General features: G+C 73.1%; 26 protein-coding genes. 6 read left to right on the forward strand and 20 right to left on the reverse strand.

Going from position 1 to position 23,997, the window contains the following annotated elements:
* From BLT76_RS21550 to BLT76_RS21565, 4 genes are all read right to left on the reverse strand, one after another.
* Positions 1 to 442, reverse strand: a 442-nt coding sequence (locus BLT76_RS21550) for a substrate-binding domain-containing protein (RefSeq protein ID WP_139175770.1), incomplete at its 3' end; no start/stop codon positions are given.
* Between the two features lie 41 nt (positions 443 to 483).
* Positions 484 to 1,578: an ABC transporter permease gene (locus tag BLT76_RS21555; RefSeq protein WP_090860376.1), complete on the reverse strand. Its 1,095-nt coding sequence runs from the start codon at positions 1,576 to 1,578 to the stop codon at positions 484 to 486.
* A complete protein-coding gene (locus BLT76_RS21560) occupies positions 1,575 to 2,735 on the reverse strand; it encodes an ABC transporter permease (protein WP_090860377.1) in 1,161 nt (386 codons plus the stop codon). The genes BLT76_RS21555 and BLT76_RS21560 overlap by 4 nt, the downstream gene beginning before the upstream one ends.
* Positions 2,732 to 4,264: a sugar ABC transporter ATP-binding protein gene (locus BLT76_RS21565; RefSeq protein WP_090860378.1), complete on the reverse strand. Its 1,533-nt coding sequence runs from the start codon at positions 4,262 to 4,264 to the stop codon at positions 2,732 to 2,734. Before BLT76_RS21565 ends, BLT76_RS21560 begins: the two co-directional genes overlap by 4 nt.
* Before the next feature lie 178 nt (positions 4,265 to 4,442).
* Here BLT76_RS21565 and BLT76_RS21570 point away from each other — a divergent pair, with 178 nt between their 5' ends.
* Complete coding sequence (locus tag BLT76_RS21570; RefSeq protein WP_090860379.1) at positions 4,443 to 5,471, forward strand: LacI family DNA-binding transcriptional regulator; 1,029 nt, start codon at positions 4,443 to 4,445, stop codon at positions 5,469 to 5,471.
* 25 nt (positions 5,472 to 5,496) lie between these two features.
* Here BLT76_RS21570 and BLT76_RS21575 read toward each other — a convergent pair whose 3' ends face one another.
* Together BLT76_RS21575 and BLT76_RS21580 are read right to left on the reverse strand one after the other, a co-directional pair.
* On the reverse strand, positions 5,497 to 6,189 hold the full coding sequence (locus tag BLT76_RS21575; protein WP_090860380.1) for a VC0807 family protein: 693 nt from the start codon (positions 6,187 to 6,189) through the stop codon (positions 5,497 to 5,499).
* A gap of 87 nt (positions 6,190 to 6,276) precedes the next feature.
* Entirely contained in the window at positions 6,277 to 8,109 is a 1,833-nt protein-coding gene (locus tag BLT76_RS21580) for a bifunctional sugar phosphate isomerase/epimerase/4-hydroxyphenylpyruvate dioxygenase family protein (RefSeq protein WP_244509514.1), read from the reverse strand.
* A gap of 76 nt (positions 8,110 to 8,185) precedes the next feature.
* Here BLT76_RS21580 and BLT76_RS21585 point away from each other — a divergent pair, with 76 nt between their 5' ends.
* The gene (locus BLT76_RS21585; protein ID WP_211753141.1) at positions 8,186 to 9,181 is read left to right on the forward strand and encodes a LacI family DNA-binding transcriptional regulator; all 996 of its coding nucleotides are present in this window, start codon (positions 8,186 to 8,188) and stop codon (positions 9,179 to 9,181) included.
* Positions 9,182 to 9,194: 13 nt separating this feature from the next.
* Here the strand turns inward: BLT76_RS21585 and BLT76_RS21590 are convergent, their stop codons facing one another.
* Complete coding sequence (locus BLT76_RS21590) at positions 9,195 to 9,833, reverse strand: isochorismatase family protein (RefSeq protein ID WP_090860381.1); 639 nt, start codon at positions 9,831 to 9,833, stop codon at positions 9,195 to 9,197.
* 66 nt (positions 9,834 to 9,899) lie between these two features.
* Here BLT76_RS21590 and BLT76_RS21595 point away from each other — a divergent pair, with 66 nt between their 5' ends.
* Both BLT76_RS21595 and BLT76_RS21600 read left to right on the forward strand, forming a co-directional pair.
* On the forward strand, positions 9,900 to 10,886 hold the full coding sequence (locus tag BLT76_RS21595; protein ID WP_211753143.1) for a GlxA family transcriptional regulator: 987 nt from the start codon (positions 9,900 to 9,902) through the stop codon (positions 10,884 to 10,886).
* A 32-nt stretch (positions 10,887 to 10,918) separates the two neighbouring features.
* Complete coding sequence (locus tag BLT76_RS21600) at positions 10,919 to 11,899, forward strand: FAD-dependent oxidoreductase (protein WP_090860383.1); 981 nt, start codon at positions 10,919 to 10,921, stop codon at positions 11,897 to 11,899.
* Here BLT76_RS21600 and BLT76_RS21605 read toward each other — a convergent pair.
* The 4 genes from BLT76_RS21605 to BLT76_RS21620 all read right to left on the reverse strand — a co-directional run bounded on the left by BLT76_RS21605 (position 11,886) and on the right by BLT76_RS21620 (position 15,264).
* Complete coding sequence (locus tag BLT76_RS21605; protein ID WP_244509515.1) at positions 11,886 to 12,644, reverse strand: ABC transporter permease; 759 nt, start codon at positions 12,642 to 12,644, stop codon at positions 11,886 to 11,888. The two genes, BLT76_RS21600 and BLT76_RS21605, sit on opposite strands and share 14 nt — an antisense overlap.
* Before the next feature lie 44 nt (positions 12,645 to 12,688).
* Positions 12,689 to 14,179 (reverse strand): hypothetical protein, encoded by a 1,491-nt coding sequence (locus tag BLT76_RS21610; RefSeq protein ID WP_139175772.1) that lies wholly within the window; start codon positions 14,177 to 14,179, stop codon positions 12,689 to 12,691.
* Between the two features lie 116 nt (positions 14,180 to 14,295).
* Positions 14,296 to 14,730, reverse strand: coding sequence for a nucleoside deaminase (locus BLT76_RS21615; protein WP_090860497.1), 435 nt, complete (start codon positions 14,728 to 14,730; stop codon positions 14,296 to 14,298).
* Between the two features lie 48 nt (positions 14,731 to 14,778).
* A complete protein-coding gene (locus BLT76_RS21620) occupies positions 14,779 to 15,264 on the reverse strand; it encodes a tRNA adenosine deaminase-associated protein (protein WP_090860385.1) in 486 nt (161 codons plus the stop codon).
* 116 nt (positions 15,265 to 15,380) lie between these two features.
* Between BLT76_RS21620 and upp the strand changes: the two genes are divergently transcribed.
* Positions 15,381 to 16,022 (forward strand): uracil phosphoribosyltransferase, encoded by a 642-nt coding sequence (gene upp / locus BLT76_RS21625; protein WP_090860386.1) that lies wholly within the window; start codon positions 15,381 to 15,383, stop codon positions 16,020 to 16,022.
* Positions 16,023 to 16,270: 248 nt separating this feature from the next.
* Here upp and BLT76_RS25950 read toward each other — a convergent pair whose 3' ends face one another.
* The 6 genes from BLT76_RS25950 to BLT76_RS21650 are packed head-to-tail and all read right to left on the reverse strand — an operon-like array spanning position 16,271 to position 20,482.
* Positions 16,271 to 16,441 carry a hypothetical protein gene (locus BLT76_RS25950; protein WP_170867194.1) on the reverse strand — a complete coding sequence of 57 codons (171 nt, stop codon included), beginning with the start codon at positions 16,439 to 16,441 and terminating at the stop codon, positions 16,271 to 16,273.
* A gap of 29 nt (positions 16,442 to 16,470) precedes the next feature.
* On the reverse strand, positions 16,471 to 17,844 hold the full coding sequence (locus tag BLT76_RS21630) for an NAD(P)(+) transhydrogenase (Re/Si-specific) subunit beta (RefSeq protein ID WP_090860387.1): 1,374 nt from the start codon (positions 17,842 to 17,844) through the stop codon (positions 16,471 to 16,473).
* Positions 17,841 to 18,131 carry an NAD(P) transhydrogenase subunit alpha part 2 gene (locus BLT76_RS21635; RefSeq protein WP_090860388.1) on the reverse strand — a complete coding sequence of 97 codons (291 nt, stop codon included), beginning with the start codon at positions 18,129 to 18,131 and terminating at the stop codon, positions 17,841 to 17,843. The genes BLT76_RS21630 and BLT76_RS21635 overlap by 4 nt, the downstream gene beginning before the upstream one ends.
* The gene (locus tag BLT76_RS21640) at positions 18,131 to 19,252 is read right to left on the reverse strand and encodes an NAD(P) transhydrogenase subunit alpha (protein ID WP_090860389.1); all 1,122 of its coding nucleotides are present in this window, start codon (positions 19,250 to 19,252) and stop codon (positions 18,131 to 18,133) included. Before BLT76_RS21640 ends, BLT76_RS21635 begins: the two co-directional genes overlap by 1 nt.
* A gap of 10 nt (positions 19,253 to 19,262) precedes the next feature.
* Positions 19,263 to 19,850 carry an RNA 2',3'-cyclic phosphodiesterase gene (gene thpR, locus BLT76_RS21645; RefSeq protein WP_090860390.1) on the reverse strand — a complete coding sequence of 196 codons (588 nt, stop codon included), beginning with the start codon at positions 19,848 to 19,850 and terminating at the stop codon, positions 19,263 to 19,265.
* Positions 19,847 to 20,482 (reverse strand): LysE family translocator, encoded by a 636-nt coding sequence (locus BLT76_RS21650; protein WP_090860391.1) that lies wholly within the window; start codon positions 20,480 to 20,482, stop codon positions 19,847 to 19,849. Before BLT76_RS21650 ends, thpR begins: the two co-directional genes overlap by 4 nt.
* Positions 20,483 to 20,545: 63 nt before the next feature.
* Here BLT76_RS21650 and BLT76_RS21655 point away from each other — a divergent pair, with 63 nt between their 5' ends.
* The gene (locus BLT76_RS21655) at positions 20,546 to 21,292 is read left to right on the forward strand and encodes a GTP pyrophosphokinase (protein ID WP_244509516.1); all 747 of its coding nucleotides are present in this window, start codon (positions 20,546 to 20,548) and stop codon (positions 21,290 to 21,292) included.
* Positions 21,293 to 21,382: 90 nt separating this feature from the next.
* Here the strand turns inward: BLT76_RS21655 and BLT76_RS21660 are convergent, their stop codons facing one another.
* The 3 genes from BLT76_RS21660 to BLT76_RS21670 are packed head-to-tail and all read right to left on the reverse strand — an operon-like array spanning position 21,383 to position 23,994.
* The gene (locus BLT76_RS21660; protein WP_211753145.1) at positions 21,383 to 22,024 is read right to left on the reverse strand and encodes a DUF6518 family protein; all 642 of its coding nucleotides are present in this window, start codon (positions 22,022 to 22,024) and stop codon (positions 21,383 to 21,385) included.
* Positions 22,025 to 22,061: 37 nt separating this feature from the next.
* The gene (locus tag BLT76_RS21665) at positions 22,062 to 22,796 is read right to left on the reverse strand and encodes a VIT1/CCC1 transporter family protein (protein WP_090860392.1); all 735 of its coding nucleotides are present in this window, start codon (positions 22,794 to 22,796) and stop codon (positions 22,062 to 22,064) included.
* Between the two features lie 52 nt (positions 22,797 to 22,848).
* Positions 22,849 to 23,994: an acyl-CoA dehydrogenase family protein gene (locus BLT76_RS21670; protein ID WP_090860393.1), complete on the reverse strand. Its 1,146-nt coding sequence runs from the start codon at positions 23,992 to 23,994 to the stop codon at positions 22,849 to 22,851.
* Between the last annotated feature and the right edge of the window lie 3 nt (positions 23,995 to 23,997).

The following is a 23,997-nucleotide window of genomic DNA, read 5'->3' on the forward strand; positions in this document are numbered from 1 at the left end:
CCTGGTTGATGAACAGGTCGCGGCAGTCGGGGTTGGTGTCGGCGTCGTAGGTGACGACCTTGATGTCGGCGTCACGCGCCTCACCGATCGCGTCACACAGCGCGTCGGGGTCGTTGGCCGAGATCACCAGCGCGTCGCGGCCCTGCTGGGTCGCGGTGTTGATGTAGGTGACCTGACCGTCCGGGGAACCCTCGGCCGGGCCGACCTCCTCATAGCTGCCGCCGAACTCCTCGACCGCCTTCTTGCCACCCGCGTTCGAGGTGTCGAAGTAGGCGTTGCCCAGGTTCTTCGGGATGAACGTCACCGTGGTGCCGTCGCCCCCGCCGCTGCCTCCGTCGCCGTTGGCGCTCGACGAGTCGTCGCCACCGCAAGCGGTCAGAGCCAGGCTGGCGACCAGCGTGACAGCCGCGAGGCTGGCAAGTCGTCGGTTCTGGAACTTCATGTTTCTTACCTTTCGATTCCGTCCGGCATCGTTGCCGGATATCAGCTCAGCGACCGCTTGCCGGCGCTGTCCGAGGTGCGGCCCGAGGAGCGCGCCCCCTTGCTCGCGGCGGCCAGACGGCGCACACCGGCGAGAAGACTGGTGGACATCACGGAGAGCACGAGAAGCACTCCGATGACGATGTTGATGATGTTGATGGTCTCGCCGCTCAGGAGCATCGCCCGCTGGATGACGCCGATGAGCAGCACGCCGGCGATGACGCCGTGCAGGGCGCCCTTGCCGCCGAAGATCGACACGCCGCCGAGGAGCACCGCGGCGATGACCTGGAGCTCCAGGCCGACCGAGTTCTCGGCCCGGGCCACGCCGGTGACGAGGGTGGTGTAGATGCCGACGAAGCCGGCCACCGCACCGGAGAGGACGAAGAGGATCGCCTTGGTGCGGGCCACGTCGACGCCGGTGAAGTGCGCGGCCTCGTCGTTCAGGCCGATCTCGAAGACGCCCCGGCCGAACGGCGAGAAGTGCAGCAGCAGCACGAACACGATGGCCAGCACCACGAACGGGATGAGGATCATCGGGTACGGCTGGTCCTCGATGATCCGCTCCTTGGCCAGGTCGGTCCACTTCTCGGAGAAGTCGGTGCGCGACTCGGTGCCGAGCAGACCGGCGGCGATGCCGCGGAAGAGGGCCAGGGTGCCGATCGTGACCGCGATCGACGGCAACCCGACGTACGCGATCAGGAAGCCGTTGAACGCACCGCACACCGCGCCGATCACGATGGCCAGCAGGGCCGCCACGGTCATCGACAGGCCCGCGTCGGAGTGCAGCATGCCGAACGCGACGCTGGTCAGACCGACCGTGCTGGCGACCGACAGGTCGATCTCGCCGGTGATGATGATGGCCGTCATCGGCAGGGCCAGCAGCAGGATGCTCGCGGAGTCGCGGAACAGGTAGTACATGGTCTGCGGGCCGTCGAAGTAGTCGACCTGCGAGCGCGAGTAGACGATCGCCGCGATCAGCAGGGCGATCACCGCGAACTCGCGGCTGAAGACCACGCGCTGCCAGAAGGGCCGGGAGTACGCCGCGTAGGTGCGCGTCTTCCGGGCGGACGTCTCGGGGTGGTCGGTCAGGGTGCTCATCGGACGACCTCCTCGGTGTCGGACGGGTCGGTGGTGCCGGTCTCGTGGCCGGGCTCGTGGTCGGCCGGGGTCCCGGGGACGATGGGAGCCAGCGCAGGCCCGCCCCCCGACCCGGTCGAGGGCGTGTCGGGGCCGTGCTCTCTGGCGGCGATCAGCGCCCGCTCCTGGCGGCTGACCAGGACCCGGTCGAGGACGATCGCGCCGACGATCAGGACACCGACGACGGCCTGCTGCCAGAAGTCGGAGATGCCGAGCACGGGCAGGGCCCGGTTGATCGTGACCAGCAGGAAGGCGCCCAGGGCCGCGCCCCAGACGGTGCCGCTGCCACCGAAGATCGCCACGCCGCCGATGACGGCGGCCGCGACGGCCTCCAGCTCGATGCCCTGGCCGACGCTGGAGCTGACGGTGCCGAAGCGCGCGGCGGAGACGACGCCGGCCAGACCGGCGAGGGCGCCGGAGAGCACGAACGCCGCGAGGATCCGCCGGGTCACCTTCAGGCCGTAGAGCTCGGCCGCGTCGGGGTCGGAGCCGATGGCGTAGAGCTCCCGGCCGCCGCGGGCGGTGCGCAGGTAGTAGCCGACGATGACCAGCACGACGACCGCGACGATGGTCAGGATCGGGATGCCGAGGATCGACTCGGTGCCGAGGTCCTTGAAGGCGGCGGGCATGTCGCTGGCGTTGATCCGGTCGCTGCCGGCCCAGGTGAGGAAGGCGCCGCGGTAGATGTACATCGTGCCGAGGGTGATCACCAGCGCCGGCACCCGCCCGAAGGCGACGAGGATGCCGTTGACCAGGCCGAGCACCGCGCCCATCAGCACGCCGGCGAGCACGACCGCGATGATCGGCAGGCTGGTGTCGACGAAGAGCCGACCGGTGAGGTACGCCGTGAGGCCCAGCGTCGAGCCGACCGAGAGGTCGACGTTGCGGGTCACGATCACGCAGGTCTGGCCGACAGCGAGCAGGATCAGCATCGACGGCGTCAGCAGCAGGTCGCGCCAGCCGGTCGCGCCGAAGAGGAACGAGTCGCTCTTGATCGTCGTGACGGCGATCAGGAGCACGAGCACGATGGCGACGGCGAGCTCGCGGGAGCGCAGCAGCGTCTTGAGCGTGCGGGCCACGGGCGATTCCGCGCTGGGCCGGAGGGTGGTGTCGCTCATGCCGGGACCTCCGAACCGGTGTGGGTGACGGCGTTGGTGGCGGCGAACATGACGTTCTCGGGCGTCGCGTCCTCGCGGGCGATCTCGGCGGTGATCCGCCCCTCGCAGACGACGAGGACGCGGTCGGCCATGCCGAGCACCTCGGGCAGCTCGGAGGAGATCATCAGGATCGCCAGGCCCTGGCCGGCCAGGTCGGACAGCAGGCGGTGGACCTCGGACTTGGTGCCGACGTCGATGCCGCGGGTGGGCTCGTCGATGATCAGCAGCTTCGGCTCGGTGGCCAGCCACTTGGCGATGACGACCTTCTGCTGGTTGCCACCGCTCATGGTGGTGGCGTGCATGTCGAGGGCGTTGGTCTTGACCTCGAGGCGACCGGCCCACGGAGCGGCGGCGCGGTTCTCCGCCCGGCCCGTGAGCAGACCCGCGGTCGTCAGGCCCCGGCGGATCACGCCGGCGACGTTGCGGGCCACGGAGGCCTCGGTGACCAGGCCCTGCTTGCGACGGTCCTCCGGGACGAAGGCCATGCCGGCCTTGATGGCGGCGCGAGGGTTGCTCGCGGGAACCTTCTTGCCGAGCAGCTCGACGCTGCCCTCGTCGTACTTGTCCACGCCGAAGACGGCGCGGGCGATCTCGGAGCGACCGGCGCCGACCAGGCCCGCGAGACCGACGATCTCGCCGGCCCGGACCTGGAAGGAGACGTCACGGAACACGCCGACCGACGAGAGGCCCTGGACGTCGAGGACGACGTCGCCGACCTCGGCCACGGTCTTCGGGAAGAGGTCGGCGACCTCGCGGCCGACCATCTCGGCGACCAGCGCGTCGACGGTGGTGTCGGCGATCTTCTTGGTGGAGACGTAGGAGCCGTCGCGCATCACCGTAACGGTGTCGCAGAGCTCGAAGACCTCCTCGAAGCGGTGCGAGATGAAGACCAGGCCGCGACCCTCGTCGCGCAGGCTGCGCGCGACCGCGAAGAGACGCTCGACCTCGACGCCGGACAGTGCGGCGGTCGGCTCGTCCATGATCAGCAGCGCGGCGTCGAGCGAGATGGCCTTGGCGATCTCGATGATCTGCTGGTCGGCGATCGACAGGCCCCGCGCCGGGCGCCGCGGGTCGATGTAGACGCCCAGGCGGGCGAAGAGCGCCTCGGCCTCGGTGTACATCGCGGCGTAGTCGATGCGACGACCACGACCGAGGGGCTGGCGGCCCATGAAGATGTTCTCGGTGACCGAGAGGTCCGGGAAGAGCGTCGGCTCCTGGTAGATGACCGCGATGCCCGCGCCCTTCGACTCGGCGGTCGACGTGAAGTCGACGTCCGCGCCCTGGAACCGGAAGGTCCCACCGTCGCGGCGGTGCACGCCGGCGACGATCTTGATGAGCGTGGACTTGCCAGCGCCGTTCTCCCCGATCAGCGCGTGGATGGACCCCGCGTCGACCGAAAGGCTGGCAGACCGCAGCGCAGTCACCGCGCCGAAGGACTTGGACACGTCCCCCAGCTCGAGGACCGGACCGGCCTGGTGAGCCTGAGTCATTCCTGACTCCCCTGTCTGATTGAAAGGTTTCACTTCAACTCCGGAGACCGTAGGTGACTGCAGTCACAAGCGTCAAGCGCTCGCGCAGAAATCTTCCGGAAATCTGGTTTGGCGACGCGCAGGGGGTGGCAGGTCTATTCTTCGCGCAACGTTTCAAGACGGTTCCTCAGGAGGTCCCATGGTGACGCGCGAAGGCCGCGCCGCGTCCGTCAAGGACGTCGCCGCAGCAGCCGGCGTCTCGCTCGGGACCGTGTCCAACGTCCTGAACCGACCCGACCGGGTCAGCGCCTCGACCCGCACCCGGGTCCAGGAGGCGATGGCCGAGCTCGGCTTCGTCCGCAACGAGTCGGCCCGCCAGTTGCGCGCCGGCACCAGCCGCACGCTCGCCTACGTCATGCTCGATGCCTCCAACCCGTTCTTCACCGACGTCGCCCAGGGCATCGAGAGCGCGGCCGAGGCCGCCGACCTCTCGCTCGTCCTCTGCAACAGCGGCAACGGGGCGCCCCGCGAGGAGGCGCACCTGGCGTTGCTCCAGCAGCAGCGCGTCCAGGGCGTCCTGGTCACGCCGGTGAACCCCGAGTCCCCCGTCCTCGAGGAGGTACGACGCCGCGGCACCCCGCTCGTCATCGTCGACCGCACCCGCGACGACCGGTCCTTCTGCTCCGTGGCCGTCGACGACCGCCTCGGCGGCCGGCTGGCCGTCGAGCACCTCGTCGACCGCGGCCACACCAAGGTCGCGTTCATCGGCGGCCCGATCCACCTCGGCCAGGTCCGCGACCGTCTCGAGGGCGCCCGTCAGGCCTGGGCCGCGGCCGGCCTGCCCGAGGACGACCTGGTCGTGCTGGCCACCGAGGCCCTCGACGTCCAGGAGGGCCGCAACGCGGGACAGCGGCTCTCCGGCCTGCCGACGACCCGTCGCCCCACCGCCGCCTTCTGCGCCAACGACCTGCTCGCCCTCGGCCTGCTCCAGCAGGCCATCGGCTCCGGCACCCGGGTCCCCGAGCAGCTGGCCATCGTCGGCTACGACGACATCGTCTTCGCGTCCGCGGCCGCCGTACCCCTCACGTCCGTGCGGCAGCCCCGCCAGGAGCTCGGCCGCACCGCCGCCGAGCTCGTCCTCGACGAGGCGACCAACGACGCCCACCAGCACCAGCAGGTGCTGTTTACACCCGAGCTGGTCGCCCGGGCCTCGACGCTCGACGGGTGATCTAGACCGATCTAGACCGATCTGATCAGACGGCGGGAGCGGGGCCGGTCGCGCAGTGCAGCAGGCCCTCCTTGCGGGCGACCCGCACGGCGAGGGCGATGGTGGCGGCCACCGCGAGGACGTTCACGGTCTGCAGGGAGGCGTCGCGGACCAGCACGAAGGTCTGCACGTCGAGGGCCAGCAGCATCCACAGGGTGGCGCCGGCCTTGGCCAGGCAGAGCATCGCCCACAGCAGGGTGAGCCGCCAGAACAGCCTCTGGATCCCCGGGCGCAGGTGCAGCTCGTGGTCCATCGGGTAGAAGTCGCCGGCCAGCCGGGCCACCAGCGGCCGGGCGGTGGCCAGCGAGAGCAGGAACGCCGCCGCGACGACGCCGTCGCTGATGATCGGCTGCAGGAAGTACAGGAAGGTGCTGTCGGCGAGCAGCGCGACCACCGTCCGGCCGGTCAGCACGATCGCCGTGAGGATCAGCAGCCCGGAGGTACGACGGCCCGTCACCGCCCGCCACGCGATCGCGCCGTACGACCAGGCGAGCGCGGCGAGGATCGCCGGCCACACACCGGCCAGGACGGTGACCGAGCAGAACAGGCCGGCCGGCACCAGGCAGGCGATCAGCAGGCTCAGCGAGACCCGCTTGACGATGGTCAGCAGGCCGGGGCGTTCGGGCTCGACGAGCGGCTCCGGGGCGACCGGTGCCGTGGTGGTTCCGAGAGAGCTCATGTGGTCCTGCCTGGCCCTACGGGCCGGTCGGGTACTGCTGCACGGTACCCACATCGGCAGCGATCGCCGATTCCTGTGCGGAACCGGTCACCAGCCGGGACGGCGGGACCGCTCGTGCTGGGCGGCCAGCCGGACGGGGGCGTTGGGGGCGCCGTACCCCTCGTAGCCGCCGCGGCGCTGCACCACCTCGAAGAACACCCCGCCGACGGTCTCGGTGTAGAAGTGCGTGAACTCCCCCGCGCCGTCGCGGTCGTGCAGGATCCCGAGCCCGGCGTACTCCTCGAGGGTCGCGTCCGGCAGGTCGAAGCGGGCCTGCAGGTCGTCGTAGTAGCTCGCCGGGACGGGCAGCGGGCGCAGCCCCCGCTCGCGGGCCCGGCGGGCCACGGCGAGCACGTCGTCGGTGGTGAAGGCGACGTGCTGCGGGAAGCCGTCGGGGTGGTCGAAGGCGAGCGGGGCCACGTTGAGCGCCAGGCGTACGGCGTGGTCGGCGCTGCAGACGATCTGGCTGCGGACCAGGCCGGTCGGCGCGGCGACGTCCTGGCCCGCGCCGGCGTCGAGGGCCAGCACGCTGCTGTAGAACAGCACGGCCTCGTCGAAGCGCTGCCAGGGCTGGGCGAGGTTGACGTGGTCGACGCCCGTCAGCAGCGGGGCGTCGGCCGGCGGCTCGCCGTCCTCGAACTCGCGGACCCACGCGGCGTCGCCGTCGGCCGGACCGGCCAGGAAGACCTCGGTGCCGTCGGGCGCCCGGAAGGCAGCCAGGTCCAGCTCCCCGGCGAGGGTACGGCGGAACACCGGCGGCGCCTGGAGCAGCCGCGCCCGGGCCGCCGCGGCCGCCGGGTCGGCGACCTCGAAGCCGACCGCCGCGAGGGTCGGCGACCAGTCGCGGGCCTGCTGCTCGTTGCAGATCACCCGCGCCCGGCCCTGGGTCCACAACCGCACCGGCTTGCTGCGGTGCCGGCCGCGGAAGTCGAAGCCGAGCTGGCGCAGCAGCACGTCGACCGCGCCGGCGTCCTCGGCCTTCACCTCGACGAAGTCCACGTCGGTCGGCGGCGCGGCGTCGGGCAGCCGGGTGGGGCCGTCGGCGCGGACCGGCGGGTCGGGGAGCCGGGCGACCTGGTCCTCCAACCAGGTCAGCGACCGGCGCGCCTGGCGGGCCGTGCGCAGCACCTCGGTCTGCCGGAAGGTGTCGTTGAAGACCTCCAGGGACAGCGGCCCGTCGTACCCCGCCCGGAGGACGTGGCCGAGGAAGGCCGGCAGGTCGAAGGCCCCCTCGCCGGGGAAGAGCCGGTGGTGGCGGCTCCAGGACAGGACGTCCATGGTCAGCGCGGGGGCGTCGGCGAGCTGCAGGAAGAAGATCTTCTCGCCGGGGATCTCCTCGATCCCGGCCGGGTCGTGGCCGCGCGAGAGGATGTGGAAGCTGTCCAGGCAGGTCCCGACCGCCGGGTGGTCGGCGAGCTCGACGATCCGCCAGGCGCGGCGGTAGTCGTCGACGTACCGGCCCCAGGCCAGCGCCTCGAAGGCCAGCCGTACGCCGTGCTCCGCGGCCGCCTCGCCCAGCCTCCGCAGCTGGCTCGCGGAGACCTCGTCGTCGTCGATCGTCGCCGTCCCGACGTTGCTGCAGACCAGCATGGTGTCGACGCCGAGCCGCTGCATCAGCCGGAACTTCGCCCGCGCCCGGCGCAGCACGTCGGCGAACTCCTCCTCGGTGACGCCCTCGGCGTCGCGGAAGGGCTGGTAGAGGTCGAGGGTGAGGCCGAGGCGGCGGGCGAGCGCTGCGACCTCCTCGGGGCCGGCGGCCGAGGCGACCAGGTCGGGCTCGAAGACCTCCACGCCGTCGAAGCCGGCCTCGGCCGCGGCGTGCAGCTTGTCGGTCAGGGTGCCGCTGAGGCAGACCGTGGCGATCGAGGTGCGCAGGCTCATCGACCGACGGTAGGAACCGTGCCGACCTGGTGGCAAGGGGTTGCCAAACGGTTGCCAACGGCGTTGGCTGGCGTCCGTGAGCGGCCCCACCATCTACGACGTCGCCCGGGAGGCCGGGGTCGCGACCTCGACGGTCTCCCGCGCCTTCTCCAATCCCAACCGCGTGGGAGCCACGACCCGCGAGCGGGTGTTCGCCGTCGCGGCCGAGTTGGGCTACCGGCCCAACCCGCACGCGCGGGCCCTGCTCTCGGGCCGGCACCACACCGTCGCGATGGTGGTCTCCGACATCACCAACCCGCACTACTTCGAGCTGATCCGCGGCGCCGAGCAGCGGGCCAAGGCCTCCGAGTACACCCTGGTGCTGGTCAACGTGGAGGAGTCACCCCGCGTCGAGTGGGACCAGGTCCAGCGGCTGGTCCCCGCCGTCGACGGGTTCGTGCTCGCCGCCAGCCGACTGCCCGACGAGAACCTCCGGCAGGTCGCCGGTCAGCGCCCCGTCGTGTTGATCAGCCGGGAGCTGCCCGACCTGGCCAGTGTGGTCCTCGACCACGTCGAGGGCTGCCGACGCGTCGTGGAGCACCTGGCCTCGCTCGGCCACCGCGACCTGGTCTACCTCGCCGGGCCGCGCAACTCGTGGATGGCGGCGACGCGCTGGTCCGCCTTGCAGGCCGCGACCGAGGAGAACGGCCTGACCGCCCGCCGGATCGGTCCCTTCACCCCGAAGGTGGCCCAGGGGCCGGCCGCCGCCGACGGGGCGCTGAACGCCGGGGCGACGGCGGTGGTGGCCCACAACGACCTGCTGGCGATCGGCGTCCTGCAGCGACTCGCCCAGCGCGGCGTCCGCGTGCCGGAGGACGTCAGCGTGGTCGGCTTCGACAACATCTTCGCCGCGGACCTGTGCACCCCCGGGCTGACCACCCTCGGCGGCGTGCACGCCGACGTCGGCCGGGTGGCGATGGAGCTGCTGCTCGACGCGGCCGCCCCCGCGGGCCGACCGGAGGAGCAGCCGCGGGTGGTGCTGCCGACCGAGCTGGTCCTCCGGGGCTCGACCGGACCGGTCCGGGCGCCGTAGCGCCGCGGCGCGGTCAGCCGGCGAAGGCGGCCCGGCCCTGGGTGGCCGAGGTGCCGAGGTCGCTCCCCACGAGCGGTGCGCCGGCCTCCACCGCCGCGACCCACGCGTCCGTGGAGGCCACGGCCGCGAGGTTGGACTGCAGCAGGACCATCAGCGCCTCGTGCAGCTGCTCGGCCGAGACCTTGCCGGCCTCGTTGGCGAGGTGGATGGCCCCGGTGGCGTCCGACAGGACCTCGGCCGCCAGTCCGAGCTCCTCGGCCGAGGCCGCGGTCGCGAGGTCGCAGTTGTTGGTCATGAAGCCGACGATCGTGATCGTGTCGACGTCCCGCTCGGCGAGCCAGGCGGCCACGTCGGTGCCGGCGAAGACGCTCGAGCGGTCCTTGCTCACCCGCTTCCAGGACGGCTGCAGGCGACGCTCGACGTCGGGGTGCAGCGCCCAGCTCGACGAGCCGACGGCGAAGACCGGCGCACCCTCGGGGAGCTCGTGCTGGACCACGACCACCGGCAGCCCCTGCTGCTCGGCGACGTCGAGCGCCCGGACGACGTTGGCCACGGCGGTCGCACGCGGCGGGTGCTGGATCTGCAGGACGCCGTCGTCGTACTCCTGCTGGACGTCGACGACGATCAGGGCGCGGCGGGGTGCGGCGGTCATGGGGCTCCTTGGGTCGGGTTCGTGGGCTCTCGTCCCATCGTGCGCGTCCCGGGGCGACTAGGGTGAGTGGCACGAACGACCACCTTCGATGAGATCGGGCCAACATTGCGCGTCGCCGTCCTGGCCTTCGAGGGCATCACGATGTTCCACCTCGCCGCGCCACTGCTCGTCTTCGGCGAGGTGGCTCGGCTCGGCCTGGACACCGGCTGGGCGACGTCGATCTGGACCGCCGACAGCCGCGGCGTCCGGACGGCGGAGGGCGTGTCGATCACCGACGTCGCCGGGCCCGAGGTCGTCGCGGACGCGGACCTGCTCGTGCTCCCCTCCTGGCCCTCCGACCTGCCCGCCCCCGACGACGAGCTGCTCCACCTGGTGCGCGACGCTCACGACCGCGGGACCCGCGTCGCCGGCCTGTGCCTCGGGGCCTTCCCCGTGGCCGACAGCGGGATCCTCGACGGGCGCAGCGCGGTGACGCACTGGGCCGCGACCGAGCTGCTCGCCCGGCGCCGGCCCGAGGTCGACGTCCAGGCGGCCGCGCTGTACGTCGACCACGGCGACGTGCTCACCTCGGCCGGCACTGCGTCCGCGATCGACGCCTGCCTCCACCTGCTGCGGTCGCGCGTCGGCTCGGCCACGGCCGCGACGGTGGCCCGGCACCTGGTGGTCGCGCCGCACCGCGACGGCGACCAGGCCCAGTACGTCGCCCGCCCGCTGCCCGAGCCGGGCGACGTCGGCCGCCTCGGCCCGACCCTCGACTGGGCGCTGGCCCACCTCGACGAGCCGATGACCGTCGACGACCTCGCGGCCCGGGCCCGGATGAGCCGGCGCCACTTCACCCGCCGCTTCGCGGAGACGACCGGCACCACCCCCGCCCGCTGGGTGCTGGCCCGGCGCCTGGACGAGTCCCGCCGGCTCCTCGAGACGACCGGCTGGTCGGTCGACCGGATCGCGCGCAGCTGCGGGTTCGGCAGCGCGGTGACCTTCCGCCAGAACTTCGCGGCCGCCTACGCGACCACGCCGACGTCGTACCGGCAGCGGTTCACGCCGAGCTGAGTGGCACGACGGCTGCGGGGCATGCTGGCGGCGTGCGGATCGTCGTGGTGGGTGCCGGGATCAGCGGACTGAGCAGCGCGCTGCTGCTGCTCCGGGACGGCCACCAGGTGGTCGTGGTGAGCGCCGAGCCGCCCGAGCGGACCGTCTCCTGGGTGGCGGCCGCCGTGTGGTTCCCGACCGCCGCGGGACCGGCCGACGCGGTGGCCCGCTGGGGCGCGGCGACGTACGACGTCCTCGCGGGCGAGGCGGCCGCGGGCGTGCCGGGCGTGGTGATGCGCGAGTCGCTGGTCCTGCTCCGGGAGCCGCCGGCGCCGGACGCCCCGCTGCCGGACTGGGCGGACGCGGTCGGCGAGGTGCGCCCGGCCCGGCCCGACGAGCTGCCGCCGGGCTACCCGGCGGGGCTGCGGTTCGTCGTACCGCTGGTGGAGATGCCGGCCTACCTGCCGCACCTGGAGGCCGAGGTCGCGCGGGCGGGCGGCACCCGCGTCGCGCGCCGGCTCGAGCGCCTGGACGACGTCCTCGACCTCGCCCCCGACCTGGTCGTCAACGCCGCCGGGCTCGGCGCGGGCGCGCTGGCCGGCGACGACACGATGTTCCCGGTCCGGGGCCAGATCGTGCGGGTGCCCAACCCCGGGCTCGACCTGTCGGTCCGCGACGAGCACCACCCGGGCGGCCGGGCCTACGTCCACCCGCGCACGACCGACTGCATCCTCGGCGGCACGCTCGAGGTCGGCCGCTGGGACACCCGCCCCGACCCGCCGGAGACCGCCGCGATCCTGGCCCGGTGCGTCGAGATCGCGCCCGCCCTGGCCGGCGCGCCGGTGCTGGAGACCCTCGTCGGCCTCCGCCCGGGGCGGCCCGAGATCTGTCTCGAGCGGGACGAGACGCTGCTGCCCGTGCCCGTCGTGCACGACTACGGCCACGGCGGCTCCGGCGTCACCGTCGGGTGGGGCTGCGCGCAGGAGGTCGCGGCGCTCGTGCGGGAGGTCGCGACCTTCGCTACTCGTCCGTGACGACGTACGGCGAGCGCCCGGCCACCGTCGTCACCACGATCCCCGAGGTGACCATCGCCAGCACCACGCCGGCGAGCACCACCAGCTGGAACTGCGCCGCCTCGGCCGGGCTCGCGCCGCCGAAGATGGCCCCGACGAACGCCCCGGGGAGGGTGACCAGCCCGGTCGACCGGGTCTGGTCGAGGTTGGGCAGCACCGCCTCGCGGACCGCGACCCGGCCCAGCTCGCGGTGCGCGACCGCGGGGGTCGCGCCCAGGGCCAGCCAGCCCTCGACCTCGTCGCGCCGCAGCCGCGCCGACTCGGCGAACCGACGCCCGCCGAGGGTCGCGGCCGACATCGCGGAGCCGATGACGATGCCGGCGGTCGCGACGACGTACCGCACGTCGAGGTCGACCAGCCGCAGCACCAGGATCAGCCCGAGCGACGTGGTGGCGCCGGCGAGCACTCCGAGCAGGGCCGCGAGCCGGCCCCGCCACAGCCCGCGCAGCCGGCTGCCGGAGGTCCATGTGGCGGTGGTGAGCATCAGCGCGACGAACCCGACCACCAGGCCGGGCACGTCGAGGACGGCGCGCAGCAGCAGTGCGACGACGCTCAGCTGGACGGCCGCGCGCAGCAGCGCCCGGGCCGGCAGCCAGCCCAGTCCCAGCCCGGCGCGCAGCCCCAGGGCCACCGTCACCCCGGTCATCACCACGAGCCCGGCGGCGAACCCGAGGTGCGCCACCAGGTCGTCCGCCAGGTCGTCCACGGGTCCATCCTGGCCGGTCCGGCCGCGGGGCGGTCAGGGAGCGGTCAGGGAGCGGAGGTGGTGGTCTCCGTGGCGGGGTCCGGGACGGCCGGCTGCTGGGCCGGGGTGGCCGGCGTGGCCGGCGCCTGGGTGGGCGTCTGCTCCGGGGCGGGCGCCTCCTGCTCCGGCTCGTCGGTCGGCTGCTCCGCCGGCGCCTCGGACTCGGTCGGCTGCTCGGTGGGCTCGTCCGCGGCGGTCTCGTCCGGGGTCTCGGCGGGCGGCTGCGCGGGGTCGGCGGCGGGCGGCGCCGAGACCAGCGCCTCGACGCGGACCGGCTCGGACGTGGCCGGCTCCAGCCCGTCGACGCCGTCGAGGCGGACCACCAGCGCACCCCCGACCTCGGGCGGGACGGCCAGCTCGTAGTGCCCGTCGGCGTCGACCCGGGCCGTGGCCAGGGCACCCCCGCCGTCGGCGTACCGCAGCGTGACGGAGGCGCCGTCGATCGCCGGGGTGACCCGGCCGACGACGAGCCGCTCGGCCGTCGCCCGCGCGGTCAGCGTCGGGGTCACGGCCACGGTGAACGGGGCCGACGCGCTGCCCTCGGCGAGCGGGCGGTCGACGAACCGGAAGCGGTACGACGTGGTGCGCTCGGGCATCACCACGACCTGCGGGTCCGTGGCGTCGGCCGGGACGACCACCGGGTCGGTCGGCCGCGGGCCGTCGGGGTTGCGGTAGACGGTCTCCCAGGGGCCCGACCCGACGCGCTGCTCGAGGAGCAGGGTGCTGCCGGGGACCCGGGCGCCGCTCTGGTCGCGGAGGGCGCCGGTCAGCCGCGCGGGCCCGCCGGGGGCGACGTCCGTCGTCCCGCTGATCGTGGTGGTGGTGGCCAGGCCCTCGAGGTCGTAGACCCGGGTCGCCCCGGCCGTGCCGACCTTGAGGGTGTCGATCGAGAAGGCGTTGCCGTCGCTGCCGAAGCCCAGGGAGTAGAACCCGGCTCCGTCGCCGCCGTGGCCCCGCACGAAGCTGGGCACGTTGATCACGGCGGCCGGGCCGGCGGCCAGCTGGGCACCGGTCGCGAGGTCGCGCTTCGACCATGCGAAGCGCAGGCCCAGGGCCGAGACACGCTGCCAGGCCCCGGCGCCCACGGCGACCTCGGCGCGACCGACCCAGACGCGGGTCGTGCCGGCGTCGGCGGGCGCCTGGTAGCCGGCGTACACGACACCGCGGGTGCCGGCGGCCGCGTGTACCTGCAGCTCCGCGGTGGTCGTCTGGAGCATCGAGGGCCGCATGAAGAGCGCACCGACCGAATTGTTGCCGCCGGCGAGGTCGAAGCCGAGGCTGCGGGCGCCGGACGGCGGGACCACGGCGTTGCCGATGATCGGCCGGACCGTCTCGGGGGTGGTGCCCTTCAGGGTGGCGTAGCCGGTGAACGACAGCTGGGCGGTCAGCGGGTCGGGGAAGGCCGTGCCCCGCACGACGACCGTGGTCGTGGCGGCGGCGGCCTCGGCCGAGTCGGACCCCGAGAAGGGGATGGCAACAAGGCTCGCGGCGAGCACGCTCGCCACTGCACCTACGACCCGGAAACGCACTGGGCCATTCTGCCCTCCCGTTCCCACTCGGTCTGCCACTTGGGCAAAGTCAACCCGAACAGTAGGCAAACGATCGGGCCCGTTCATCGGCGCTGGCCGCGGAAGAAGGTGTCCAGGAGCACGGCGGAATCCTCGGCCAGCACCCCGGCGAGCACCTCCGGGCGGTGGTTCAGGCGGCGGTCGCGGACGACGTCCCAGAGGCTCCCGACCGCGCCGGCCTTGGCGTCGTACGCCCCGAAGACGACGCGGTCGACGCGGGCCAGGACGGCGGCGCCGGCGCACATGGTGCACGGCTCGAGGGTCACCACGAGGGTGCAGCCGTCGAGGCGCCACTCGCCGCGGGCCCGGGCCGCCGCCCGCAGCGCGACCACCTCGGCGTGCCCGGTGGGGTCGGCCTCGGCCTCGCGGACGTTGCGCCCGATGCCGAGCACGGACCCGTCGGGGCCGACGACGACGGCGCCGATGGGGACGTCGTCGGTCGCGAGCGCCGCGCGCGCCTCGGCGAGCGCGGCGAGCATCGGGTCGCGCCAGGTCTGGTGCGGGAGGTCGTGCGGCACCGGGTCAGGTTAGGCGTTGGTCAGGCCGACGACGTCGTCGAAGAGCTCGCCGAAGCCGATCCGGCGCGCGATGTCGGAGAGCATCTCGTCGGGGTAGAGGTCGAAGTCCTCGAGCAGCACGCCGAGGTCGACGGGGTGCATCCCCAGGTCGGCGAGGAGCTCCAGGTCGCCGGCCGGCACCTGCTCGTCGTCCTCGTCCGGCTGCGGCAGCCCGAGGAAGTCGACCGCCGAGGCGGCCAGCTCCCACTCGTCGGCCGCGGTCACGTCGGAGAGCAGCACCCGGGTGAACGGTCCGGCCACCCGGACCACGAGGAAGAAGTCCTCGTCCATCGCGATCATCGCGACCGCACCGAAGTCGCCCGGGAGCCGGCGCAGCGCCTCGCCCAGGGTCTCGACGTCCACGAGGTGGTGGCGGGTGAGCTCCTGGACGGTCCACGCCCCGTCCTCGCGGAAGGCGGCCAGCGCGAAGTCCACGTCGTCGAACTGGTCGGACATGGTCACGCCTCCGGTTCCGCACCGCATTCACGGGCGTTCTCAGCGTGACAGACCTCCGCGGCGCCGCCAACCCCTTGGCGGGCGCCGTCACTGCCTGTTCGTCTAGGGTTCCGCGCATGCGCACCCACGTCGTGGACCACCCGCTCGTCGCCCACAAGCTGACCACGCTGCGTGACGAGCGCACCGACTCCCCGACCTTCCGCAGCCTCACCGACGAGCTGGTGACCCTGCTCGCCTACGAGGCCACCCGCGACGTGCGGGTCGAGCCGGTCGACATCGTCACCCCGGTCTCGCCCACGACCGGCATCAGGCTGGCCACCCCCAAGCCGCTGGTGGTGCCGATCCTGCGCGCCGGCCTCGGCATGCTCGACGGCATGATGCGGCTGCTGCCCACGGCCGAGGTCGGCTTCCTCGGCATGGTCCGCAACGAGGAGACCCTGGAGGCGTCGACGTACGCCGAGCGCCTGCCCGAGGACCTCTCCGGCCGCCAGTGCTACGTCCTCGACCCGATGCTCGCCACCGGCGGCACGCTCGCCGCGGCGATCCGGTTCCTCACCGACCGCGGCGCCGACCACATCACCGCGATCTGCCTGCTGGCCGCCCCCGAGGGCTGCGCCCGCCTGGAGCAGGAGCTCGAGGGCCTCGACGTCCCCGTCACCGTGGTGACCGCGGCGATGGACGAGAAGCTCAACGAGAAGGGCTACATCGTCCCCGGCCTCGGCGACGCCGGCGACCGCCTCTACGGCCTCGCGCACTGAGCTGAGCGGCCGTCGACCCCCGAGCTTGCTCGGGGGTCGACGAGTCAGCCGCCAGGTCGAGTAGCCCCGCGACCGAGGAACGAGGTCGCGACGGGCGTATCGAGACCGTGACCGAGGGTCTCGATACGCTCGCTGGCGCTCGCGAGAGAGACCAACGAACCCCGGGCAGGGTCTCGATACGCTCGCTGGCGCTCGCGAGAGAGACCAACGAGGGGCCCGACCCCACCCGCTCGACCGACGAACAGCGACTAGTGCGGGAAGATCGGGACGGTGCCGGTGACGATCAGCACCATCAGTACGACGAACAGCAGGCCGAGGGCGCCGTACGCCCACTCCTTGCTGCGCCGGTCCTCGTCGGACTCGGGGGCGTCGTAGCGGTGCCCGTCGGGGCGGGCGAGCCGCTCGTCGTCGTCAGCCATGCCCGCTCAACGAGCGGACGGCCAGGAGGTCACAGGCTCTTGACCGCGCTCAGCACCTTGGCCAGCGAGTCCTTGGCGTCGCCGAAGAGCAGGGTGGTGCGGGGGTCGAAGAGGAGCTCGTTCTCGATGCCGGCGAACCCCGGTCGCATCGACCGCTTCAGGAACACCACCTGGCGGGCCTCGTCGACGTCGAGGATCGGCATGCCGTAGATCGGCGCCCCCGGCGTCGTCTTGGCCGCCGGATTCACGACGTCGTTGGCGCCGACGACCAGGACGACGTCGGTCTGCTTGAACTCGCCGTTGATGTCGTCCATCTCGACCAGCTGGTCGTAGGGCACCTGGGCCTCGGCGAGCAGCACGTTCATGTGGCCGGGCATCCGGCCGGCCACGGGGTGGATGGCGTAGTCGACCCGCGCTCCGCGCGCCAGGAGTACGTCGACCAGCTCGCGCAGCGTGTGCTGGGCCTGGGCGACCGCGAGGCCGTAGCCGGGGACGATGATGACGCGCTCGGCGTACCCGAGCAGGATCGCGACGTCCTCGGGCCCGGCGCTGCGGACCGGCCGGTCGGAGGCCTCGCCGGCGCCGAGCGTGGACCCGCCGCGCAGCGCGCCGAAGAGGATGTTGGCGACCGAGCGGCCCATCGCCCGCGCCATCAGCAGGGTGAGGAAGGTGCCGGAGGCCCCGACCAGGGTGCCGGCCACCAGGAGCACGACGTTGCCGAGGACGTAGCCGCCCGCGGCGACGGTCAGGCCGGTGAAGGCGTTGAGCAGCGAGATGACGATGGGGACGTCGGCGCCGCCGACCGGCAGCACGAGGAGCACGCCCAGCACCAGGCCGACGGCCGCCAGCACCACCCCGGTCGACACCGCCGGCTCGCGCACCACCAGCACGGTCAGCACGACCGTCGCGAGCAGCCCGGCCACGAAGGCCACCGGCAGCCCGGGCGGTACGACGGGCCGCGAGGTCATCAGCTCCTGCAGCTTGGCGAAGGTGACCACCGACCCGGCGAAGGACACCGACCCGACGACGATCGTGAACGCGGTCGCGACCACGTCGAAGTCCGTCGTGAAGCTGCCCATGTGCTCGAGCTCGAGCAGCGCGACCAGGGCCGCCGCCCCACCGCCGACACCGTTGAACAGCGCGACCAGCTGGGGCATCTGGGTCATCTGGACGCGCTGCGCCCCCAGCACGCCGACCAGCGAGCCCACCGCGATCGCGGCCAGGATCAGCGGCAGGTGGTCGAGGTCGAGGTAGAAGAACGGGGTCGCGACGGCGACCACGGCCGCGCCCGCCCCGACGAGGTTGCCGACCCGGGCGGTGCGCGGGCCGGAGAGGCCCTTCAGCGCGAGGATGAAGCCGACCGCGCAGCCGAGGTAGACGAGCTGGGCCCAGGTGGGGATCACGGGCGCTCCCGCTTGCGGGTGAACATGGTCAGCATCCGGTCGGTCACCACGAAGCCGCCCACCATGTTGATCGCGGCCAGCACGATGGCGACCAGGCCGACCACGAGGGCGACGCTGCTGTCGGTGGTGCCCGTGACGATGACCGCGCCGAGCAGGATCACGCCGTGGATCGCGTTGGCGCCCGACATCAGCGGGGTGTGCAGCGTCGAGGACACCTTGGCGATCACCTCGATGCCCACGAAGACGCTCAGCACGAAGATGGTCAGCCAGACCACGGGGTCGCTCATCAGGCTCCCTCCACCAGCAGCCGGGTCGCCTCGTGCTCGATCCGGCCCTCGCGCGTGACGCAGCAGCCGGCCAGGATCTCGTCGCCGAGATCGGGCGCGAGAGCGCCATCGACCGTCATCAGGGTGACCAGCGCGACGACGTTCTGGGCGTAGAGCCGCGAGGCCGGTCCGGGCATCTGCGCGGCGACGTTGCGGCCGCCCCAGACCTGGGCGTTGCCGATCCGTACCACCTCGCCCGCTACCACGCCCTCCACGTTGCCGCCGCTGTCGGCGGCCAGGTCGACGACGACCGAGCCGGGCCGCATCGCCTCGACCATCGCCGCACTCACCAGCACCGGCGCGGTCCGCCCCGGGACGGCGGCGGTGGTGATCAGCGCGTCCGCGGCCGCGACGTACGGCGCGAGCAGCTGCCTCTGGCGGGTCGCACGCTCCTCGGTCATCTCGCGCGCGTAGCCGCCCGCGCCCTCCAGCGCGGGCAGGTCGAGCTCGATGGCCTGCGCGCCCATCGAGCGGATCTCCTCGGCGGCGGCCGGGCGGACGTCGTACGCCCTGACGACGGCGCCCAGCCGGCGGGCGGTGGCGATCGCCTGCAGGCCGGCCACCCCCGCGCCGAGGACGACGACCTCCGCGGGCGGGACGGTTCCGGCGGCGGTCATGTTGAGGGGGAAGAACCGGCGCAGCATCCCGGCCGCGACGACGGCGCAGCGGTAGCCCGCGACCAGCGCCTGCGACGACAGCGCGTCCATGCCCTGGGCGCGCGAGATGCGCGGGACGAGCTCCATCGAGAACGCGGTCGCGCCGACGTCGCGCAGGTCGGCGACCAGGCCGGGGTCCTGGGCCGCGGGCAGGAACGAGACCGTCGTGGCGCCGTCGCGCAGCCGTCGTACCTGCTCGGCGGTGAGGGGCTGGACGGCGAGGACCAGGTCGGCGCCCGCGAGGGCGTCCGGGTCGATGCCGGCGCCGGCGTCGACGTACTCGTCGTCGCTGATCAGGGCGCGCCGGCCCGCGCCGGGCTCGACGTCGACGTCGTACCCCAGCGCCGTGAGCCTGCCGACCAGCTCGGGCACCAGCGCGACGCGCGCCTCACCCTCACGGGTCTCCCGGACGACCGCGATCCTCATCGCGACGAACCTAGACCACGGCGGGGCCCGGAAGCGGGACCTCGGCCACCACCTCGTAGCGCGGCCGGCCCCGCGGCCCCTCCCCGAGGTACGACGCCAGCAGCGTCAGGGTGTCCACGGTCCACGCGGGCCCCTCGTAGGAGTCGAGCAGCCGGACCCAGTCGGTGACCCCGGCCGGGTGGCCGAGCCGGGCCACGGTGACGTGCGGGCGGAACCGCTGCCCGTCGACCGCGACCCCGGCCCGGCTGGCGGCGGCGCGGGCACCGGCGGCCAGCCGGTCCAGCTCCTCGCGCGCGTCGTCCTGGAGGTCGAGGCCGGCCCAGAGCACCCGTGCGTCGGCCGCGTGCGGGAACGCCCCACCCCCGGCGACCCGCGCCCCGAAGGCGGTACGGCGCTCCGCGGCCCGCTCCAGCCGCTCGACCAGGTCGTCGAGCGCCCGGTCCGGCACGGCCGCGTAGAACGCGACCGTCAGGTGCAGCTGATCGGCCGGGGCCCAGCGGAACGGGGCGGCGGCCCGTCGTACCTCCAGGAAGGCGTCGAGGTGCTCGACGACCTCGGGCGGCGGGACGACCGCCGCGAACATCCTCGTTCCGGTCATGCCTTCTGGCCGGTGAGGGCGAGCGAGCCGCCGAGGCCGATCATCATCAGACCGCCGCCGGCCTGCATCCGCGCGAGCCGGCGGGGCGAGCCGCCGAGCCAGCCGCGGGCGGTGCCGGCGACGATCGCCCAGAGCCCGTCGCTGAGCAGCGCGACCGCCATGAAGACCAGGCCGAGGACGACGACCTGCGCCGCGACGGCACCCGCCGCGGGCTCGGCGAACTGCGGCAGCACCGCGGCCAGGAACACCACGGCCTTGGGGTTGCTGACCCCGACCACGAAGCCCTCGCGGACGATCCGCCAGGCGCTGCGCGGGCGCTCGTCGACGGCGTCGCCGGCCCCGTGGTGGCGGTGCCGGAAGGCCTGGACGCCGAGGTAGACGAGGTAGACGGCCCCGGCCAGCTTCAGCGCGGTGAAGACCACGACCGAGCGCTGGACGACCGCGCCGACGCCCAGGGCGACGGCGACGACGAGCGGGAGCAGGCCGAGGGTGTTGCCGACGACGCTGAGCAGACCGGCGCGGCGGCCGAGCGCGAGCGAGCGGCCGATGACGAACAGGACGCTGGGCCCGGGCACCGCGGTCAGCACGACGGACGCGACCACGAAGGCGAGCAGGTGACTGGTGGGAACCACCGGAGGATCGTAGGTCCGCCGGGCCCTCAGGGGCCTCTGAGTTTCCCTGCGTAGGCTGGCCGGGTGACCGTGGCGCCCTGGGACGACGAGTTCCGCCGGTTCCTGCTGGAGCACAAGTTCGGCATGGACGAGGTGGTCACCAAGCTGAACATCCTGCGCGACGAGTTCACCCACCTCCACGACTACAACCCGATCGAGCACGTGTCGTCGCGGCTGAAGTCACCGGAGAGCCTGGTCGAGAAGATCGCCCGCAAGGGCATCGACCTCGAGGGGCCGACGGCGTACGACGCGGTCCGCCAGAAGGTCACCGACATCGCCGGGGTCCGGGTGACCTGCAGCTTCGTCTCGGACGTCTACCAGGTCTTCGACCTGCTCACCGCCCAGCGCGACGTGCGCACCGTCGAGGTGCGCGACTACATCGTGGAGCCGAAGCCCAACGGCTACCGCAGCCTGCACGTGCTGGTCGAGGTCCCGGTGTTCCTCTCCGGCGGGGTGGTGCCGGTGGTGGTCGAGGTCCAGCTGCGCACCGTCGCGATGGACTTCTGGGCGAGCCTGGAGCACAAGATCTACTACAAGTACCGCCGCGAGGTCCCCGGCGAGCTGCTCGCCGGCCTGCGCGACGCCGCCGACACGGCGTACAACCTCGACACCACGATGGAGCGCCTGCACCAGGAGGTCCGCGGCCTCGACGCGCTCCCCACCACCGTCATCGACAAGCTGCGCGCCTCCGGCAACGCCCCCGCCGAGGAGCTGGTCGACGCGCTGCGCCGGCTGGGCGCTCAGACGCCCGAGCCGCCGGTCGCGGGCTGAGGCACCCGGGGGCGCCCTGCGGGGGCGAACGTGTGACCACGCCGCCGCCAGAGCTCCTGGCGTCGTCCGTTTGCCCCCAGGGGCTGCCCCTCAGCCCGAGAACCCCGCGTTGAGCACGCCGTACCCGAGGCTCAGCACCCCGGTGGCGGCCGCGGCGGTGGCCAGCAGCAGGCCGCCGGCGGCGACCGACCGCAGCCGGGCGGCCACCACGAGCACCAGCACGGTGCCGGCGACCAGGCACAGCGTCCAGTAGACCGGGCTGGTCGAGTCGGCGACGACGGTCAGCCCGTAGATCCCGTCGGAGACCAGCACCCCCGCGAGCGCCCCGGCACCCAGGACGGCAGGCAGTACCCGCCGGCCGACGATCGCCGCCGCGGCGGCCCCCACGAAGGGACCGGCGATCACGCCGACGACACCCCACAGGGTCGGGTCGTAGGTCAGGCCGCGGACCGCGGAGCCCAGCTGGTAGCCGAGGACCAGGCTCACGAACGACGCCACCCCGAGCACCGAGCCCACCGCGATCGACGGGCGGGCGGCCGCGACCAGCAGCACCGTGAGCAGGGTCCAGCCCGATGGCGAGTTCGCGAACGACGCGAGCGCGTCCGGGAGCACCCCCTGCGCCCACGAGGTGAGCGCGCCGAGGGCGAGGCTGGCGACGACGACCAGGAGCGAGGAGCGGATCACCCGACCATCGTCGGCGCTGGGGTACGACGACCGCAGGGATCCGGCCACGCCCGGTACCAGCGGCCCGCAGATCGGCACCCAGGGACTAGACGTGCGTCCCGAGCAGCGACCCGATCCCGTAGGTGACCGCCATGGCGAAGGCCCCGCCCACGACGTTGCGGACCACGGCCCGGCCCGACGGCCCGTAGCCGAACCTCGCGCTGGCCCAGCCGGTCAGCGCCAGCGCGACCAGGACCGAGGCGACGGTGACCCAGACCCGCGCGTCGGCGACGACCAGGGTGATGGTCAGCAGCGGCAGCAGCGCGCCGATCGTGAACGAGATGGTCGACGCCAGCGCCGCGTTCCAGGGGCTGGAGATGTCGTCCGGGTCGATCCCGAGCTCGACCTCCGCGTGCGCGCCGAGGGCGTCGTGGTCGGTCAGCTGGCGCGCGACCTGGAGCGCGAGGTCCTCGGTGAGGCCGCGGTCGACGTACAGCGCGGCCAGCTCCTCCAGCTCGTCGACCGGGTCCTCGATCAGCTCGCGGCGCTCCTTGTCGAGCAGCGCCAGCTCGGAGTCGCGCTGGGTGCTGACCGAGACGTACTCGCCCGCGCCCATGCTCAGCGCGCCCGCTGCCAGGCCGGCCACTCCCGCGACCAGGATGGTGCCGCGGTCGGTCGTCGCACCGGCCACGCCCATCACGATGCCGGCGGTCGAGACGATCCCGTCGTTGGCGCCGAGCACCCCGGCGCGCAGCCAGTTCAGCCGGTTGTTGATGCCGCCGTCGTGCGGCTCGTCGTCGTGGTGCTGGGCGTGCAGCTCCGGCGGCACCTCGGTGGTCATGACCGCATCGTGGCGGCCCGCCGTACCGCTCGCAACGAAGGGGAGCCCAACCTCACAGGCCGAGGTCGCGGCCGATGAGCTCCTTCATGATCTCGTTGGACCCGGCCCAGATCTTCGAGACCCGGGCGTCGCGCCAGGCGCGGGCGACGCGGTACTCGTTCATGAAGCCGTAGCCACCGTGCAGCTGGACGCAGTGGTCGAGCACGTCGTTCTGGACCTGCGAGCTCCACCACTTGGCCTTGGCGGCGTCGACGGGGGTGAGCTCGCCTGCGGCGTGCAGCACGACGCACTTGTCGATGAACGACTCGGCGACCTCGATCGCGGTCACCTGCTCGGCGAGCAGGAACTTGTTGTGCTGGAAGTTGCCGATGGACTGGCCGAACGCCTTGCGGTCCTTGGCGTACTGGACCGTCTCCTCGAGGATCTGCTTGGCGTGCGCGACGTTGCTGATCGCGCAGCCGAGCCGCTCCTGCGGGAGCTTCTGCATCATGTGGATGAAGCCGCCGTCGAGCTCGCCGACGATCTCGGCGTCCGTGACGCGGAGGTTCTCGAAGAAGAGCTCGGCGGTGTCGGACTCGTCCTGGCCGACCTTGTCGAGCTTGCGGCCGCGGCTGAAGCCGGGCAGCGTCGTGTCGACGGCGAAGAGAGTGATGCCGCGGGCTTTCTTCTCCGGCGAGGTGCGCGCGGCGACGATGACCAGGTCGGCGGAGTAGCCGTTGGTGATGAAGGTCTTGGAGCCGTTGATGACCCAGCCGTCGCCGTCGCGGACCGCGGTGGTCTTCAGCGCGGCCAGGTCGGAGCCGCCGGAGGGCTCGGTCATGCCGATCGCGAGCAGGATCTCGCCGGACACGACGCCCGGCAGCCAGCGCTGCTTCTGCTCGTCGGTGCCGAGCTCGACGAGGTACGGCGCGGTGATGTCGGCGTGGATGCCCGCGCAGGACGCCAGCGCGGCGTTGACCTTCGAGAGCTCCTCGAAGAGCACGGCGTTGAACCGGTAGTCCCCGGCCTCCGAGCCGCCGTAGATCTCGGGCACCTCGAGGCCCAGGAAGCCCTGCTTGCCGGCCTCCAGCCAGAACTCGCGCGGGATGGCCTTCTCGGCGGCGTACGTCTCGACGTACGGCGTCACCGACCGGTCCAGGAACTCCTTGACCGAGCCGCGGAACGCCTCGTGGTCCTCGTCGTAGATGTCACGCTTCATGCC

This window comes from Nocardioides lianchengensis, from assembly GCF_900101465.1.
In the GTDB taxonomy this organism is placed as follows: Bacteria; Actinomycetota; Actinomycetes; order Propionibacteriales; family Nocardioidaceae; genus Nocardioides; species Nocardioides lianchengensis.